Raw genomic sequence first — 17,599 nt, 5'->3', positions numbered from 1 at the left:
ATAGCTATTTAAAAGAAGTTTAAAAAAATTATTGTGGACCTTTGCAACACAGAGAACTGTTTGTCGTCTTTTTAAAGGAATAAGCGTAACAACCATCTGTAAAGGATGACCACTAACCAAAAGTTGAAATAGTCTTGTTAAAAAATAACCTAATAGAGTTATGCCGGGCCAATGATCGAAAGGCCCAAATGAAACTTTACAATAAGTACAGCACCGGTATGTACTACGTTGCGCTGCGGTTTCTTAAAGATCCGTTTGAAGCTGAAGAAGCTATGCAAGAGTCTTTTATCAAAGCGTTTGCAAAGTTGCATCAGTTTACCGGGGATGTGACTTTTGGCGCCTGGCTGAAGCGTATCGTGATTAATAAAAGTATTGATATGCTCAAGGCCAAGAAAATGAATATGGTGGCTATTAATGAGCAGGTGATGGCTACGGTAGAAGATCAGAATGACTGGTCCGTAGAAGATTCTGTGACCGTTGATGAAGTAAGAAAAGCTATAGAAGAGTTGCCGGAAAAATATAGATATGCAGTAATGCTTTTTCTTATTGAAGGTTATGATCATAATGAAATAAGTGAAATTTTAGATATTACACCGGTGTCTTCGAGAACACTGGTGCACAGAGGTAAAAAACAACTTCAGGATAAATTAAAACATTTGAGAGATGGCACAGGATATTAGAGAACTACTGAAGCAGGATAGTAAGCTGCCGTTGGAGCCCTTGCGTGCGGGACATGAAGAACGATTTTTGGAACGCTTGGATAATAATCTTCCGAAAAAATTAAAAAGAACGTATTATACATGGATTAATGTTGCGGCAAGTATTGCTATTCTATTATCTGTGTCAATATTCGTCTATCAACCTTTTCAGTCAGACAAAGACACCAATGAAATTGTATCCTTGGATGATCAAATCACCAAGAACGCCACGGTAGTTTTAAGCAAGGAGGCTTCCCCCTTAGCCAAAATATCTCCTGAATATGAAAAAGTTGAAAATTATTTGTTGACGAGTATAAAGTTTGAGCTTTCGCAGATTGAAAAAAATGACTCAAATAAAGAACTGATAGAAAGTTTTATGATGCGATTAAGCAATCTGGATGCAGAATACCAACGCCTCAATGATGAACTGGTAACCGTAGGAAATATGCAAAGTGTTGAAGCGATGATTGAAAATTTAACCTTACGCTTGGATCTGCTAAAACGACTTAAAGATAAACTTAAAGAATTGGAGACTATTGATGATGATGGACAATACAACGAGATACATGCTTAAATCTACACTCTTTTTATTTTGCACAGCTAGCATATCCGGATTTAGTCAGGATAAAGTTGTACGGCTTACAGAAAAGTTTTCTACAAACAAGGAAGTTGTGGTTAATTTGAACGCAAGCTATACTCAGGTGATTTTTGAACCTTGGAATAAGAATACTGTAGAAGTAAGTGCTTATGTGCAAGGGGATGAAATATCAGAAGATGATAAGCAACGATTACTGGATAGCTGGGAGATGACGGCAGTAGGAGACGCTAATGAAATCACTATTAATTCATTGACATCGGCTTCTTGGTCAAATAGTGTCTCTTCAATTACAAAAAGTGGTAAACTTCCTGTTAAGGAGTTACAACAGCTTAATCCGGCTATTAGTGATATCTTGAAACCGGTACTACAAAACATTGAGAATAATCCTATGCCGAATGCCTTAGCAACTAATTTGGCCAGTATGAACTTTGATTATTCGAAATATAAACAGAATGAAGAGCGCTATATCAAACAATGGGAAAGTCAAATTCAGGAAAAGTTTGGGGATGATTACAAAAATCAAATGAAATCTTTAGTATTGCAACTGAAGGAAAGTAAAGTTAATGTCCCGCATATTCAAACCCAAATTACAGTTAATGGAAACCCTTCAGAACAGCAATTGCAGTATTGGCAGGAACAATTTGGTAGGCGAATGGCACAATGGGCCTCTCAATTTACCAATGATATTAATAATGTAAGAGTTCAGTCAAGCATTACTGTGTATCAAAAATATCCCTCAACAACTAAAAACTCAGGCGGAGTTCAGAAAATTGTCAAAATCAAGATTCCAGCACAAGCACGATTAAAGCTCAAGGTTAGACATGGAGCATTAGATTTAGGTGATGGGGCTACCGATGCACGTATACTTTTATCGCATTCTCAGCTTAGTGCACACACCATAGATGGACAGAACACGTTTATTCAAGCAGCGTACTCTCCAATATTAGTACATCGGTGGGAGCAGGGTAAATTAGCGATTAGTTATGTTAAGAATTGCAGAATACAGAATGCTAATGATCTTTGGGTTAATGCTGATTCCAGTAATATATATATAGAGGAATTAGAAACGCACGGGGCAATCGCCGGGAATTTTGGTGCGATTACTATAGCTTCATTGGGTGATAAATTTTCTACTTTGGATCTGGTTGTGGAGAATAGTGATTTTAAAGTAAAATTACCTGCCGCAGCGTTTAATTTCACATATAACGGAGTGCAAAGCAGAATCTCTATACCCAAAACCTTAGAGACCAACGTTAGGAAAAACTTTGGCAATATCTTTATCAATGGCTTTCAAAATACCCGTGATACTGAAAAGACAATTACTATCAATGCAAAATATAGCGATGTAATTTTTCAATAAATTTAGTGTAAAATATATAAGAAGGTGTTGTAACTATATAAAGGTTGCAGCATTTTTTAGTTCCGGACTTCAGTAGTATTATAAAAAATGTGTCTGTATTTCTCTCAAAATTTAGGTAATCGGTTGTTGTTTACGTAGCATATTATCACTTTGATTTAGAGTAATTGGTTTCAGGTTTTAATAAGAAAGCACTGACTTTTAAAAACATATATGTCAATTTTCACAAAGATTTTACCGTAAGAATATGGGGAAAAAAGCGTGTTTCGTCTGTGGTAATGTGTTTTTAATCCATTTTTTAACATTTTAAAATATTATAAAACACTGATTTAAAGTAAATTAGTTTTTTAATTCTTAATATTTAGCCAATTTTGTGTAGTTGATCGAAAATCGTAAACAGTTGATCTAAAAACAAATAGATACTTTTCTTTTTTAAATTATTAGAATTACTATTGTAAGGTAATCACGTATCAGACTTACGTATTTTAGGGCTAACATTATGAAAACAACACTACTCTTATTAAGCTTAATTTTATTCACCCAAAATATCGTTGCCAACAGCGATGGAGAAAAAGTTCTTCAAATTGAAAAAGATGGAATGATCATCAATGTGGTCAATTTTGAAGAAGGAGATAAAATAAAACTATTTGAAGTTGAAACAGGAGAACACATCTTGTCCAAAACCAGAGGTCAAATAGATTTAAGCTTTTTACCGGTAGGACGATACTTAGTAGAAAACAATGAAGGATTATCTGTAGTAGTGGAGCGTACCGATGATGAGTTAGCGATTGAAGATTATTTAACTAATGACTTTGTTGCAGTTGATAATGCCAATGTAGATGAGATAGCAACATTCGAAGATGAGTACAAGACGCTCTTGACTCATACAAGTAGGTTAGAAATAAGTCAAAAAGGAAATATTGTTAACATTCTTAATTTTGAAGAGGGTGATAAAATAAAACTATTTGAAGTTAAAAATATTGTCCATATTCTTACCAAAACTACTCCAAAAATTGATTTAGAATTATTATCAGCAGGGAGGTATCTTATAGAAAATAACAGAGGATTTGCGGTAGTTATAGAAAAGGTTGACAAGGAAGAAGAGGAGCAGGCGGTGGCAAACTTCTAATAAGAAGCTACAAGATAAAACAAAAAAACCGACTAAGAAGTCGGTTTTTTTGTTTTAAAGATTTATAGCGTTTTTAACGCTCCAAGTTTTTTGTCATAGTAAAGCCTGCAAATAATCCAATTCCTGCCATTAAGAAAATTGTACCTGGATAGGCAATTTCATCTGCTACTCCTAAAATACTATTCAAAATACCTGCTATAAATATACCGATACCAATACCCATTGATAAAAGGGAGAGGTTTAGTAAAAGTACTTTCCAAATAGGGGTAACTCTGGTAACCTTACTGCTATAAAAAATTGAGGCATCGGCACCTTTATCTATCAAAGCCATGCGTTCTCTGTTTCTGGCAGAAATAAATAAATAGTAGATGCCAAAAACTAATGCAAAAAATGATAAGGGTATTAAAAGTTCTGAAAATTGCATAATCAAAAGTTTAAAAGTGAATGTTCTTTTTATTTCTAGGACGCTCAAGAGATAGCTAAGGTTACACTTATGGGAATAAAAATTATTTATCCATATTTGTAACCAGATAAATTTGTTGACGTCTTATTAGTAATGGACCATCAGTCAGATCAATATCATATAGACGCTATTTTAGCAGGCGATATAGATGCTTACGCAATACTTATTGAGAGGTATCAAAATTTTATTTATACATTGGTTATCAGAATGGTCAGAAATCATGAAATAGCAGAAGAGATAGCTCAAGATACATTTATTAAAGCATATTTATCATTAGCTGGTTTTGAAGGTAAATCGAAGTTTTCATCCTGGCTATACACCATAGCCTATCGCAAAAGTTTAGATTATCTTAAGGCTAAAAAACGGCAAGCTACACCAGTGGATATAGATAGCGATCTGACAGCTCATATAATAGAAGATGTAAAAAACGCATTTCAGTTATTGGAAGATAAAGAGCGAAAAGAGATTATAAAAAATGCAATTTTGAAACTTTCTGAAATGGAAGCCTCGCTAATAACTTTATTTTACTTTGAAGAAAAAGATATAAAAGAAATAAGTAGCATTACCGGAATGAGTCCGTCAAATATAAAAGTTAAGTTACATAGAAGCAGAAAGAAGTTATATACCTTGCTAAAATCTTATCATGTTTCTGAAAACCGTATACCCAATGAAAGAGCCATTTGATGATTTAGAGACGCTCGCCAAAGAAGCGGGATTATCCCAGGTTTCACCAAATTTTTTAGTCCAGGTAATGGATAGTGTTAGAAAAGAGGAGGCTATAAAAACCAATGAAATACAGCCTTATACACCCTTGTTGACGGCTAAGAAATGGATTGCAATTGGGGTGATTACTTTTTTCATAATACTGGTTGCAATAATTACAGAAGTTGGCTCCAATGAAACTACTATCAACTTCATATCAATGACAAAGATTAAGAATATGATGTTTTTGTTTTCATTGCCGGATTTTGTTCCTTATCAAACGACTGTATATAGTATTTCTTTCCTAATTTTATATTTTAGTATTCAAGTACCCGTGCTAAAGCGTAGATTTGATAGAGAATTTACTGCGAATACAAGTTTAAAATAAAAATATGGACACCAATTTTTTTAAAAAATTTATAGAAGATGTTACAGATACATTTACACCAGTCGTCATTGATCCTCAGAACAAAGAGCGTTATTCGCCTATAGATTTATCTCCATCAAACTCAGCGCTACTAGAAGTTGATATCACATCACCAGAGGCTTTTGAGAATTACATCAATACTTTTTTAAATTCTAAAGGCAGTACGATGGCGTATGGCGGGTATCTTGAAAAGAGGGATTTATACAAGCGTAGCACATATTTTAACCAAGAAAATCCAGATTTAGAAAGAAATATACATTTGGGCTTAGACATTTGGTGTGCAGCAGGAGCGGAAATAGTAGCACCGCTAAATGGAAGAGTGCACAGTATTAAAAATAACACAAATTTTGGAGATTACGGTCCTACTATTATTCTAGAACATATTATAGACAAAATTACATTCTATACGCTCTATGGTCATTTGAGCTTAGATTCTTTAGAGGACATTCATAAGGGACAAACGATAGGAAAAGGAGAAGTATTTGCACGACTAGGTGATTCGTCTGTAAATGGAACCTATGCTCCTCATTTACATTTTCAGATTATAAAAGATTTGGAAGGTAATGAAGGCGATTATCCCGGCGTATCGAACACGCTGCAAATTCAAAAATTTATAAAGAACTGTCCGGATCCAAATTTGCTTTTAAAAATCACATAAGACCTGCTCTTATGAATAAAAAAACGGATGATATTAATGAAATATCATCCGTTTTTTATTATTGTATATTATGTATTAATCCTCTACAATCACCCATTCTCCTTTTTGAAGTAGTGGGATCGCTTGTTTAAACTTCATGGATTTATTCTCTCCACTCATAACATGTTTTATGGTTACTTTATCATTACGCCCAATTTTAGGTTGTTCTCTAACAATAGTTTCTGTAACCTGTTGCTGTTGAGTTTGTCCGGCCGATCGACCCTGTGAAGCACGCTCATCAAGATTAGGAATTTCTTCTTTAGTGGTTTCCAATCTTTCTTTTCTGCGTACCTGCTTCGCTTCAGAAATATCTTGAGTGTTACCCGTAGGTAGTTCACCTTTAAATAAAAATGATATAACATCTTTATTAACTTCTTCAATCATGGCCTTGAATAATTCAAAAGCCTCAAACTTGTATATAAGCAAAGGATCTTTTTGTTCATGCACCGCTAATTGCACACTTTGTTTTAGCTCATCCATTTTACGCAGATGTGTTTTCCATGCGTCATCAATAATGGCTAAAGTGATATTTTTCTCGAAGTCTGTGATTAACTGCTTTCCTTCACTCTCATAAGCTTTTTGAAGGTTTGTCGCTACATTCAAACTTTTTACTCCATCTGTAAAAGGAACAAGAATACGTTCATAATTATTAGATTGGTCCTCATATACCTGCTTGATCACCGGGAAAGCAGCTTCAGCATTACGCATCATCTTATCTTGATAATGTGAATAAGCAGCCTTGTACACTTCGCCGGCTATTTTTTGAGCATCTTTCTTTTCAAATTCAGCTTCAGACACCGGACTACTCATGGAGAAATAACGAATCAATTCAAATTCGAAATTTTTAAAGTCTTGTGCAGCCTTATTTCCTTCGGTAATTACCTCGGCGGTATCGTATATCATATTGGCGATATCCAACTTAAGACGTTCACCGTACAGTGCGTGATAACGTCTCTTGTAGACCACTTCACGCTGAGCATTCATCACATCATCATATTCTAACAGACGCTTACGTACCCCAAAATTATTTTCTTCTACTTTTTTCTGTGCGCGTTCGATAGATTTTGAGATCATGGAGTGTTGAATAACTTCACCTTCTTTGAGTCCCATTCTATCCATCATTTTGGCAATACGCTCAGATCCGAATAATCGCATTAAGTTATCCTCTAAGGATACATAAAATTGAGAGCTACCTGGATCTCCCTGACGACCGGCACGACCACGTAACTGTCTGTCCACACGGCGAGAATCGTGACGTTCGGTACCGATAATGGCTAGACCGCCAGCTTTTTTAACTTCATCGGTTAATTTTATATCTGTTCCACGACCAGCCATATTTGTTGCAATGGTTACAACACCCGGATTTCCGGCTTCGGCTACAATATCAGCTTCTTTTTTATGCAACTTTGCATTCAGGACATTATGCGGTACTTTACGTATGGTAAGCATACGCCCTAAAAGTTCTGAAATTTCAACAGAAGTTGTACCAATCAGCACAGGTCTGCCGGCACGAGAAAGTTCAGTAACCTCTTCAATAACGGCATTGTATTTTTCACGCTTAGTTTTGTAAACTAAGTCTTCTTTATCCTTTCTAGCAATCGGGCGATTCGTAGGAATCTCAACCACATCTAATTTGTAGATTTCCCATAATTCTCCAGCTTCAGTAACTGCTGTACCTGTCATACCGGATAACTTACGGTACATTCTAAAGTAATTCTGAAGTGTTACCGTAGCAAAGGTTTGTGTGGCATCTTCAATTTTGACATTTTCTTTAGCTTCAATCGCCTGATGTAAACCATCACTATAACGACGTCCATCCATGATACGACCCGTTTGCTCATCAACGATTTTAACTTTGTTGTCCATTACAACGTACTCCACATCTTTTTCAAAAAGCGAGTATGCTTTTAATAATTGACGCAAGGTGTGGATACGTTCACTTTTGATACTATAGTCTCTAAAAAGTTCTTCCTTTTGTTCAGCTTCCTCTTCTTTAGATAAGTTTTTATTTTCAATTTTTGCAATTTCCATTCCGATTTGCGGAAGTACAAAAAAGTCAGGATCATCTGCTCCTGATAAATAATCCACCCCTTTGTCGGTAAGATCAATTTGATTGTTTTTTTCTTCGATAACATAATAGAGGTCTGCATCAATTTTATGCATTTCTCTATTGTTATCCTGCATGTAGAAGTTCTCAGTCTTCTGAAGTAGTAATTTTATACCTTCTTCACTTAAAAACTTAATCAGTGCTTTATTTTTAGGAATACCACGATACACCTGAAGCAGTTTAAATCCACCGTCTTTGGTGTTTCCTTCTTTGATTAGTTTTTTAGCTTCTGCCAATACAGTAGTTAACAACTTTTGTTGTACCGCAACAACATCTGCAATTTTTGGTTTTAAGGCGTCAAATTCATGCACATCACCTTTTGGAATAGGTCCCGAGATGATCAATGGCGTTCTGGCATCATCAATTAAAACCGAATCCACCTCATCAATAATCGCATAATTATGAGGACGTTGTACCAGATCATCCGGTGAGTGTGACATATTATCCCGCAGATAATCAAAACCAAATTCATTGTTAGTACCATAGGTAATATCAGCGTTGTAGGCTGCGCGTCGTTCTGCAGAGTTTGGACGGTGATTGTCTATACAATCAATAGTGAGTCCATGAAACTGAAAAATTGGTGCCATCCATTCACTATCTCGTCTTGCCAAGTAATCATTTACTGTTACCAGATGAACACCGTTACCGGTCAGCGCATTTAAATACACAGGAAGCGTAGCCACTAATGTTTTACCTTCTCCTGTCTGCATCTCTGCAACATTTCCTTGGTGCATAGCAATACCACCAATCAGCTGAACATCATAATGAATCATGTCCCATTTGACCTCTTTTCCGGCTGCATCCCAACTGGTTTCCCAAACGGCATTATCACCATCAAGATTGACATATGTTTTTTGACCGGACAGTTCTCGATCATACGCTGATGCTGTTACCGTTAGCGTATTTTCTTTGGTAAAGCGTTTAGCTGTTTCTTTAACTACTGCAAAAGCTTGAGGTAATATATCAGCAAGTGTTTGCTCTGTTATTTCATAAGCTTCATCTTTCAGCTTATCAATTTCATTATAGATATCTTCTTTGCGGTCAATATCTTCGATATCGTTGGCTTCCCTAACCAGATTTTCGATTTTAAGATGTACTTCGGATCGCGCATCGTTAACTTGAGCTTTGAACGCTTGAGTGCGTGCTCTCAGTTCATCATTTGTAAGTCCTTCAATCTCTTTTTCAGCCTTTTTGATTAATTCAACTTTTGGCTGAATTTCTTTTATGTCCTTTTTGGATTTATCTCCAACAAATACTTTAAGTACAGAATCTAAAATTCCCATAATTATGGTTATATATTTTAAGTATATCACAGTAAAACATGTGTCATACTGGATTTTATGTTCGGCTCTCTTTCTTAAGGAAAGCAATCAGTTATTTTTTCAGACAACACACAGTTAAGAAGTTATCTAAAAAGAATAGGTTTTATAGGGCGTAATTTACGCAAAAAAAAAGCCTCTTGCGAGACTTTTAGCACTATTTCAAAGTTTTTTAATATTCATCTTCGTTCCAAAGATAATCTTCGTCCGTGGGATAATCTGGCCATATTTCTTCTATAGAATCATAGGAATCTCCTTCATCTTCAATTGATTGTAAATTTTCAACAACCTCTAACGGTGCTCCAGTTCGAATTGCATAATCAATCAATTCATCTTTTGTAGCCGGCCAGGGAGCATCACTTAAATACGATGCTAGTTCTAATGTCCAATACATATTTTTACTGGTTTTAATTTTTGCAAAAATAATTTTTTAGTTTAAAAAGTCAAGTAAAAATTCAATTATTTACACAATAATTTTAAGAACGTATTTTTAAGAGTGAATCTTATCGTTAAATTTTACGGACTTTCTAGTTTTCCTTACTAGGAACCCACTTTATTTCTTCTGCTTTCAGATCAAAGGACAATTTTCGTGCCAGCACAAAAAGATAGTCAGAAAGTCTGTTGAGATAAGGGAGTGCATTTTCTTCAAAAGGCTCTAGTTCGAACAAAGCAGTGCTCAATCGCTCTGCTCGGCGACATACGCAACGAGCGATGTGACAAAATGACACTGTTGTATGTCCACCTGGTAAAACAAAATGGGTCATTGGAGGCAGTGCTTCATTCATTTGATCGATTTGTTCTTCCAAAAATGTAATATCCTCAACAGATATTGTTGGAATAGCTAACCTTTTTTTTCCACTCTTAAGGACCGCTTTTTCAGGATCTGTCGCCAAGATAGCGCCAATAGTAAACAATCGATCCTGTATTTTAATAAGATCTGATTTGTACTTCGGATCAATGTCTTGATCGCGTATAAGGCCTATGTGTGAATTGAGTTCGTCAACGGTGCCGTAGCTGTCAATTCTTATATGATGTTTAGGAACTCTGGTTCCGCCAAATAAAGCCGTGGTACCTTTGTCACCAGTCTTTGTGTAAATTTTCATGATAGTTTGAATGTTTTATTGAGTGGGTATACTTTACAGAACAATAGCATTTATTTTAATTTTTTAGCAAAGCAAATACTATTAGTGACTCCTGTGTATTGACCATAGTTGTCAGTAATTGAGTAGCCGGCTTTTTTGTATAGTGCGATTGCTTCGGGTTGTTGTATACCTGTTTCTAAAATGCATTGTGTATACCCTAACGATTTAGACCAACTCTCTAGCTGATTTAATATGATAAGTGCGATTCCTTGACCTCTGGTTTCAGGCAGGACATACATACGTTTGATTTCCGTTTCCTGTTTATTGTATTCCTTAAAAGCTCCGCACCCTACGGCCTTATCCTCATTATTGTAAGCTACCACACAATGATGAATATTCCCTAGACCATTAAACTGATTGTAAAAATCATGGTCTTCTCCATCACGGATGGCTAAATCCTTGTCTAGAGCTTGAACTAGTGCTATAAAATTCTTGTCGGTGTTGGGAACCCTGCGTAGTGTGATCACTTTTTCTTTTTTTTGTAATAGTTTTTTCTAAAGTTTCGTTGATCCCTGTGATAGAGTTTGCTTTTATTCTTTTTTGAGTTCCATACTACCAAACCAAATAATAACGCAATGGCTATGATGGCTAATACAAGTTGTGTTTCTTCTGAAAGTGATGAAAACATGGAATTATAGTTTAAGCTGTAAAAATACTAAAAACAAACTTTTCTTACAGGATTTACTTGTGATATCCTTTAATAATTCGTGCAGACTCAGATTAAAAATATTAAATTTGCAGGGCTATGGAATTTTCTTCAAAACTTTTAGAGAATGCAGTGTATGAAATGTCTCAGCTGCCGGGTATTGGTAAACGAACTGCATTGCGATTAGTGTTACATTTATTGAGGCAACCAGAATCACAGACTATAAATTTGGCAAGCGCACTTACTACGCTGCGTAAGGATATTAAATTTTGTAAAAAATGTCACAGTATCAGTGATTTAGAAATATGCCATATTTGTTCGAATCCTAATAGAGTTCAGGATACTATATGTGTAGTAGAGGATATTCGTGACGTGATGGCCATTGAAAGTACCAGTCAATATAGAGGGCTATATCACGTATTAGGCGGAAAAATAAGTCCGTTAGATGGAGTGGGTCCTCATGATCTGGCCATCGCTTCCTTAGTTGAGAGAGCTAAGTCAGGAGAAGTATCCGAACTTATTTTTGCATTAAGCGCTACGATGGAAGGTGATACTACCAATTTTTACATATATAAATTGTTAAAAGAAGTTACTATACGAACTTCAACCATCGCACGTGGTATTGGAGTAAATGATGAACTTGAGTATGCTGATGAAGTGACACTTGGCAGAAGTATTATAAATAGAATTCCGCTAGAACAAGCTTTAAAAAGTTCTTAAGAATAAAATACTTCAGTATTAGTATATTTGCAAGAGTATATAGGCTTAAGGCTATCTTTAATATGTTCTGAATAATATTTTTCCGGTTAAAGGAGTTTTGGCGGAGTACAGAAATCGCATTTTATAGAAACTTTAGTACAGAAAAAATAACTATTAAGCTTATTTTTAACTAAATTCGCAAAAAATATAACCTATAAATACTTTCGATTAAGAATATGGCAAAATTTGAGCTGAAATTACCTAAAATGGGTGAGAGTGTTGCTGAGGCAACAATTACAACTTGGTTAAAAGAAGTAGGGGATACTATCGAGATGGATGATGCGGTGTTGGAGATAGCAACCGACAAAGTGGATAGTGAAGTGCCAAGTGAAGTTGAAGGCGTACTGGTCGAAAAACTGTTTGATATTGATGATGTCGTAAAAGTAGGGCAAACAGTAGCCATTATAGAGGTTGAAGGAGAAGGCAGTGCAAATGATGATACAGATAATAAAGAATTTGAGGCAGCTCCCGAAACTGCAAAAGCAATCGAATCGCAAGTAGAAGAAAGTACTGCAGCAGTGCATAATGAGGAATCAAATGATTACGCTGATAGTGATCAGTTTTACTCTCCGTTAGTAAAAAATATTGCAGCTACTGAAGGTATTTCTTTAGAGGAATTAGAAAGTATTTCAGGTACCGGTAAGGATGGTCGTGTTACAAAGCATGATGTTTTGGGGTACTTAGAAAATAGGAAAGACGGAAAGCAGACTGTTGTTGCTCAAAAAGAGAAAACGACACCTTCGGCTGCTGCTACAGCGCCACAACCGACTAAGGCGAGTCCTGCAAAAGTAGCTCCGGTTGCCTCGGGGGAGGATGAAGTGATTGAGATGACTCGAATGGGTAAGCTTATCGCACATCACATGGTTGATTCTGTGCAGACTTCTGCTCACGTACAATCATTTATTGAAGCTGATGTTACCAATATCTGGAATTGGAGAAAGAAGGTTAAGAATGAATTTCAGAAACGAGAAGGAGAAAGTATTACGTTTACGCCTATATTTATGGAGGCAATCGCTAAGGCACTCAAAGATTTCCCGTTGATGAATATATCTGTTTCGGGGGATACGATTATCAAAAAGAAAAATATTAATTTAGGGATGGCAGCTGCACTGCCTGATGGTAATCTGATTGTTCCTGTAATTAAAAATGCGGATCAACTGAATCTAGTTGGTATGACAAAGGCAGTAAACGATTTAGCAAATCGTGCAAGAACTAACAATCTAAAACCTGATGATATACAAGGCGGCACCTATACGGTAACCAATGTGGGAACTTTTGGAAGTGTCATGGGGACTCCAATTATCAATCAACCACAAGTAGGGATTTTAGCTGTGGGTGCGATACGTAAAGTACCAGCTGTTATTGAGACTCCTGAAGGGGATTTTATTGGAATTAGATATAGAATGTTCTTATCTCACTCCTATGATCATCGTGTGGTTAATGGTGCTCTTGGAGGACAATTTGTTTTACGTGTTAAAGAATATTTAGAAGCATTTGATGCAAATAGAGAGTTTTAAGAAACTAAAAATATTAGAGCAAAAAAAGCCACGAAAGATACTATTTCGTGGCTTTTCTTTTGATAATAGGATCATGCCCTTATCCTCTAAACAAGAAAAATCGGTTTTTCATATTTTCAATTTCTGCATTTTTATTGGTCATAATATAGTTTATGGCCTCTTCAGCAAAATGCTCCCCTTTTTCCGTTAAGGATATAATATCATTGTTTATTTGAATCATATTGTTTTGTAGCGCAAGTCTTAGAACTGACTTGGATTGTACTTTTTGCCAGTTAATATGTTCATTTAGATGCTTTACATGTCTTTCTGTAGCATCATCCTTGTGGTTTTGAAGGTGTAACAAAAATGTGAGCAGCGATACTTCTAAACGTTGCCGTTTTTGACGATAGAGAACAGAGAATAAGCCTTTGTTTTTTGCAAATAAGTAGACCAATAAAAATAAAATGCCTAAAGTTGTCGTCATAGCTCCGGAAATAGAGATGTCCAGCCAATGAGCTATCCAATATCCCGAAAGTGCACATACAACACCAAACGTTGCTGCCAGTAGCAACATTTTTTTCAAATCATTGGTCAAAAGATAGGCGGTTGCTGCCGGAGCGATCATTAATGCAATTACCAAAATTGCGCCCACAGCATCAAAAGCACCAACGGTAGTGATGGAGGCTACGGTCATTAAGCCGTAATGTAGTACTACAGGAGATAAACCAAGCGCAGCAGCTAAACCAGCATCAAAGGTGCTTAATTTTAATTCTTTAAAAAAGGTGATCAATAGGGTGATGGTGACCAAGAGTATTATACCGATTACCCAAAGAGATTTAGGGCCTAAATCAAGGTCATTATAAATAAAACGGTCAAACGGGGCAAATGCTAATTCTCCCAGAAGAACAGCATCAATATCGAGGTGGACATCATTTGCGTTTTTGGCAATCATAATAACACCAATACTAAATAACGCAGGAAAAACGAGTCCTATCGCAGTATCCTCTTTAACCAATCCCGTTTTTTGAATAAACTCTACCAAAACTACCGTTAGTACTCCGGTAAGAGCTGCTAAAAAAATGAGTAATGGAGAAGACAGATCCTGAGTGATAAAGAAGCCCACTACTATACCAGGCAGGATAGAGTGACTTATAGCATCAGTAATCAAAGCCATTTTGCGCAATACCAGGAACGTTCCCGGGAGGGCGCATGCGATAGCGACTAGGATAGCAATGAGTTGTATTTCTATTTGTGCGTTGCTCATTGATTCTGATTCGTTAATTGATCATAAAGATTGGAAGCAGTGTTGAATCCGGCTTCCGTCATAGACCACGTATTTCGTTTTAATTGTATATAATCCTTATCGGCAAGCTCTTTTAGAGATCGTTTGGAAAAGCCTTGGAAATTGTTCAAGATTTTGATAGCATGGGGATGGGAAATATTTTTGTGAGTTTTAGCAATGTTATACATAAAAGACAAAGTCTTATGTAACTCTAAGTCATTTCTGTTTTTTCTAAACCGAATTTCACGAAACAGTAAACCGCGTTTGGGAGAAAAAATAAAAGAAAAAAGAACAAAGGTTGCTGCGACCAAAACAATTACTGGTCCGGTAGATAAGTTATTTTGACTGGCGCTAATTGCTGTACCAACAATCCCTGAGGAAGCGCCAATAATTGCTGCCAGTATAACCATAATTCCCAGACTGTTTGTCCATTGTCTTGCCGCTGCTGCCGGAGCAAGGAGCATTGCACTCATTAACACGACGCCTACGGTTTGCAGGCCCAATACGATTGCTATAACAATAAAAGAGGTAATTAGAATATCTAAAAACTGGACATTAAAGCCTAGTGTTTTAGTATAGTCACTATCAAATAATAAAAGTTTTAACTCTTTCCAGAATAAAAGCAATACAATCAGGCTTATGCCTGTTACAACAGTCATCAGCCAAACATCCGCTTCCATTAAGGTAGCAGCTTGACCAAAAAGATAATTTGCAAGCCCCGCTTGATGAGCGTTTGGTATTTTCTGTATGTAGGTAAGTAATAGCATCCCAAAGCCAAAAAATAATGACAAAATTAGCCCTAAAGCAGTATCAGATTTTAAATGCGTTTTACGGGTAATACCACGAATCCAAAACGTACCTACCAATCCGCTGATAAGAGCGCCTAGAAGAAAGATAGAATTACTCTTAGTTTCGATAATTAAAAAAGCAATGGCAATACCGGGTAAAGCCGCATGCGATATTGCATCTCCTAATAAACTTTGCTTGCGTAATACAGCAAAACTTCCCAACATACCACATATGGCACCAAGCACTGCGGTACCCATGGTAATGGTGCGCAAAGTGTAATCTGTAAAAACAAGTTCTATATATTCAAGTAAATCCATGATATAGTTTATTGCTGTATGCTTACTTTGTAATTAATACCATACGTTTTGGTCAGGTTATTATCATTAAAGATATCTTTTACCGGACCCGTTGCAATCTTCTTTACGTTAAGAAATGTCACCCAGTCAAAATACTCAGGAACTGTTTGCAAGTCATGGTGTACTACCACAACAGTTTTTCCGGCTTTTCTCAATTCTTTAAGGATATTAATGATTGCTTTTTCTGTAGTTGCATCCACCCCTTGAAAAGGTTCATCCATAAAATAGATGGACGCATTTTGTACGAGCGCCCTGGCTAAAAAGATTCGTTGCTGCTGCCCTCCTGATAACTGACTGATTTGTCTGGTTTGAAAACCGAGCATTCCAACTTTTTCTAAAGCTTCGAGTGCTGCTTTTTTTTCTTTTAACCCCGGGCGTTTGATCCATCCCAAACTCCCATAGGTGCCCATCATAACAACATCTAAGGCTGTGGTGGGAAAATCCCAGTCAACACTACCTTTTTGAGGGACGTAGGCTACAAGATGTCGTTGTTTTCTATAAGGTTTACCATATATTTTAACACTGCCGGCAATAGGTTTTATAATATCTAAAATTGACTTTATCAATGTAGATTTACCTGCACCATTGGGACCTACTATTGCCATAAGAACGCCTTCAGGAATTGCTAAGTCAATATCCCACAGTACCGGTTTGTAATTATAAGCAACAGTTAGATCATCTATTTTAATGGCAATGTTATTCTCTTTCATCGTAAAGCGTCTATTATGGTGTTTACATTATATTCAAACATTCCTATGTAGTTTCCTTCATTTGTTTCGGGGTTACCCAAGGCGTCTGAAAAAAGAGTACCTCCAATAGTAACTTCACTTCCTTTGGAGCGAACCGCTGCTTGCAATGCTTCAATTGTTCTTTTGGGTACTGAGCTTTCTACAAAAATAGCTTTTACCTTTTTATCAATAATAAATTTGGCAATGTTTTGTACATCTTGTACCCCAGCTTCGGTTGCGGTGGATAATCCTTGTAAACCTACTACTTCAAACTGATATGCTTTTCCAAAATAGCTAAAAGCATCATGAGCGGTAACCAGAATACGCTGTTCAACCGGTAAGGTAGCGATAGTTTTTAGAAGACGTTGTTCAAGTGCTTGAAGTTTTAATAAATACGCGGCAGAATTTGTTTCAAAAATCGCTTCATTTTTAGGATCTATAGATTTTAATTTTTCGGTAACAAATTTGGTTACTTCGATCCAGTTTTCCACACTAAACCAAATATGCGGATCATAGTTAGATGCAAAGTACTCTGATCCAATAAGCTCTTTTTTGTCAATAGCTTCTCCGATAGCTATAGTTTTATTGTTACGTTGCTGCATTTTTTCAAAAACTTCGACCAATTTTCCTTCAAGGTGTAGTCCATTGTAAAAAATGACATCAGCATCTACTAATTTGGACACATCACCTTCACTCGCTTTATATAAATGTGGATCCACGCCAGACCCCATAAGTCCTTCTAGTTGAATGGCATCTCCTCCGATTTGTTTTACCAGATCTGTAATCATTGAAGTTGTAGTAACAACTCTCAATTTAGCACCGGATGTATTAGTTTTCTCTTTGCAAGAATTCAAAAATACCAGAGACAAGGCTAAAAATAAGGTGTGCAGTTTCATATGTTTGA

At 36.2% G+C, this 17,599-nt stretch carries 19 protein-coding genes; 9 read left to right on the top strand and 10 right to left on the bottom strand.

Translation table 11 applies throughout. From position 1 onward, the window contains the following. Positions 1-188: 188 nt before the first annotated feature. From BD809_RS13830 to BD809_RS13815, 4 genes are all read left to right on the top strand, one after another. The gene (locus BD809_RS13830) at positions 189-680 is read left to right on the top strand and encodes an RNA polymerase sigma factor (RefSeq protein WP_148783573.1); all 492 of its coding nucleotides are present in this window, start codon (positions 189-191) and stop codon (positions 678-680) included. Then, positions 664-1,272, top strand: coding sequence for a hypothetical protein (locus BD809_RS13825; RefSeq protein WP_148783572.1), 609 nt, complete (start codon positions 664-666; stop codon positions 1,270-1,272). The genes BD809_RS13830 and BD809_RS13825 overlap by 17 nt, the downstream gene beginning before the upstream one ends. Further along, positions 1,265-2,656 (top strand): hypothetical protein, encoded by a 1,392-nt coding sequence (locus BD809_RS13820; RefSeq protein WP_148783571.1) that lies wholly within the window; start codon positions 1,265-1,267, stop codon positions 2,654-2,656. Before BD809_RS13825 ends, BD809_RS13820 begins: the two co-directional genes overlap by 8 nt. Before the next feature lie 496 nt (positions 2,657-3,152). Further along, on the top strand, positions 3,153-3,782 hold the full coding sequence (locus BD809_RS13815; protein ID WP_148783570.1) for a hypothetical protein: 630 nt from the start codon (positions 3,153-3,155) through the stop codon (positions 3,780-3,782). 73 nt (positions 3,783-3,855) lie between these two features. Here the strand turns inward: BD809_RS13815 and BD809_RS13810 are convergent, their stop codons facing one another. Further along, on the bottom strand, positions 3,856-4,206 hold the full coding sequence (locus BD809_RS13810; RefSeq protein WP_148783569.1) for a DUF6249 domain-containing protein: 351 nt from the start codon (positions 4,204-4,206) through the stop codon (positions 3,856-3,858). A 132-nt stretch (positions 4,207-4,338) separates the two neighbouring features. On the opposite strand from BD809_RS13810, the gene BD809_RS13805 reads away from it, so the two are divergent. The 3 genes from BD809_RS13805 to BD809_RS13795 are packed head-to-tail and all read left to right on the top strand — an operon-like array spanning position 4,339 to position 6,032. After that, the gene (locus tag BD809_RS13805; RefSeq protein WP_148783568.1) at positions 4,339-4,929 is read left to right on the top strand and encodes an RNA polymerase sigma factor; all 591 of its coding nucleotides are present in this window, start codon (positions 4,339-4,341) and stop codon (positions 4,927-4,929) included. Beyond that, entirely contained in the window at positions 4,913-5,335 is a 423-nt protein-coding gene (locus tag BD809_RS13800) for a hypothetical protein (RefSeq protein WP_148783567.1), read from the top strand. The genes BD809_RS13805 and BD809_RS13800 overlap by 17 nt, the downstream gene beginning before the upstream one ends. A gap of 4 nt (positions 5,336-5,339) precedes the next feature. Further along, positions 5,340-6,032: a peptidoglycan DD-metalloendopeptidase family protein gene (locus BD809_RS13795; RefSeq protein ID WP_148783566.1), complete on the top strand. Its 693-nt coding sequence runs from the start codon at positions 5,340-5,342 to the stop codon at positions 6,030-6,032. 75 nt (positions 6,033-6,107) lie between these two features. On the opposite strand, the gene secA is transcribed toward BD809_RS13795, so the two are convergent. The 5 genes from secA to BD809_RS15655 form a co-directional block, all read right to left on the bottom strand. Further along, positions 6,108-9,461: a preprotein translocase subunit SecA gene (gene secA / locus BD809_RS13790; protein ID WP_148783565.1), complete on the bottom strand. Its 3,354-nt coding sequence runs from the start codon at positions 9,459-9,461 to the stop codon at positions 6,108-6,110. Between the two features lie 208 nt (positions 9,462-9,669). Continuing rightward, positions 9,670-9,891, bottom strand: a complete 222-nt coding sequence (locus BD809_RS13785) for a DUF2795 domain-containing protein (RefSeq protein WP_006989959.1) — start codon at positions 9,889-9,891, stop codon at positions 9,670-9,672. A 133-nt stretch (positions 9,892-10,024) separates the two neighbouring features. After that, complete coding sequence (locus BD809_RS13780; RefSeq protein ID WP_148783564.1) at positions 10,025-10,600, bottom strand: cob(I)yrinic acid a,c-diamide adenosyltransferase; 576 nt, start codon at positions 10,598-10,600, stop codon at positions 10,025-10,027. Between the two features lie 50 nt (positions 10,601-10,650). Then, complete coding sequence (locus BD809_RS13775; RefSeq protein ID WP_211356725.1) at positions 10,651-11,106, bottom strand: GNAT family N-acetyltransferase; 456 nt, start codon at positions 11,104-11,106, stop codon at positions 10,651-10,653. Further along, positions 11,103-11,267 (bottom strand): hypothetical protein, encoded by a 165-nt coding sequence (locus tag BD809_RS15655; protein WP_170251893.1) that lies wholly within the window; start codon positions 11,265-11,267, stop codon positions 11,103-11,105. The genes BD809_RS13775 and BD809_RS15655 overlap by 4 nt, the downstream gene beginning before the upstream one ends. Before the next feature lie 117 nt (positions 11,268-11,384). Between BD809_RS15655 and recR the strand changes: the two genes are divergently transcribed. Further along, positions 11,385-12,005: a recombination mediator RecR gene (gene recR / locus BD809_RS13770; protein WP_148783563.1), complete on the top strand. Its 621-nt coding sequence runs from the start codon at positions 11,385-11,387 to the stop codon at positions 12,003-12,005. A gap of 215 nt (positions 12,006-12,220) precedes the next feature. Beyond that, positions 12,221-13,561, top strand: coding sequence for a dihydrolipoamide acetyltransferase family protein (locus tag BD809_RS13765; RefSeq protein ID WP_148783562.1), 1,341 nt, complete (start codon positions 12,221-12,223; stop codon positions 13,559-13,561). Between the two features lie 79 nt (positions 13,562-13,640). On the opposite strand, the gene BD809_RS13760 is transcribed toward BD809_RS13765, so the two are convergent. The 4 genes from BD809_RS13760 to BD809_RS13745 are packed head-to-tail and all read right to left on the bottom strand — an operon-like array spanning position 13,641 to position 17,591. Beyond that, the gene (locus tag BD809_RS13760) at positions 13,641-14,804 is read right to left on the bottom strand and encodes a metal ABC transporter permease (RefSeq protein WP_148783561.1); all 1,164 of its coding nucleotides are present in this window, start codon (positions 14,802-14,804) and stop codon (positions 13,641-13,643) included. After that, positions 14,801-15,928 carry a metal ABC transporter permease gene (locus BD809_RS13755; protein WP_148783560.1) on the bottom strand — a complete coding sequence of 376 codons (1,128 nt, stop codon included), beginning with the start codon at positions 15,926-15,928 and terminating at the stop codon, positions 14,801-14,803. Before BD809_RS13755 ends, BD809_RS13760 begins: the two co-directional genes overlap by 4 nt. Positions 15,929-15,936: 8 nt before the next feature. Further along, the gene (locus BD809_RS13750; protein WP_148783559.1) at positions 15,937-16,677 is read right to left on the bottom strand and encodes a metal ABC transporter ATP-binding protein; all 741 of its coding nucleotides are present in this window, start codon (positions 16,675-16,677) and stop codon (positions 15,937-15,939) included. Continuing rightward, positions 16,674-17,591 (bottom strand): metal ABC transporter solute-binding protein, Zn/Mn family, encoded by a 918-nt coding sequence (locus BD809_RS13745; RefSeq protein ID WP_148783558.1) that lies wholly within the window; start codon positions 17,589-17,591, stop codon positions 16,674-16,676. The genes BD809_RS13750 and BD809_RS13745 overlap by 4 nt, the downstream gene beginning before the upstream one ends. Between the last annotated feature and the right edge of the window lie 8 nt (positions 17,592-17,599).

The organism is Aquimarina intermedia (genome assembly GCF_008124785.1).
Taxonomy (GTDB): Bacteria; Bacteroidota; Bacteroidia; order Flavobacteriales; family Flavobacteriaceae; genus Aquimarina; species Aquimarina intermedia.
Note: the sequence above shows the minus strand (reverse complement) of the source record. Positions and strands in the feature narration are given on the sequence as shown.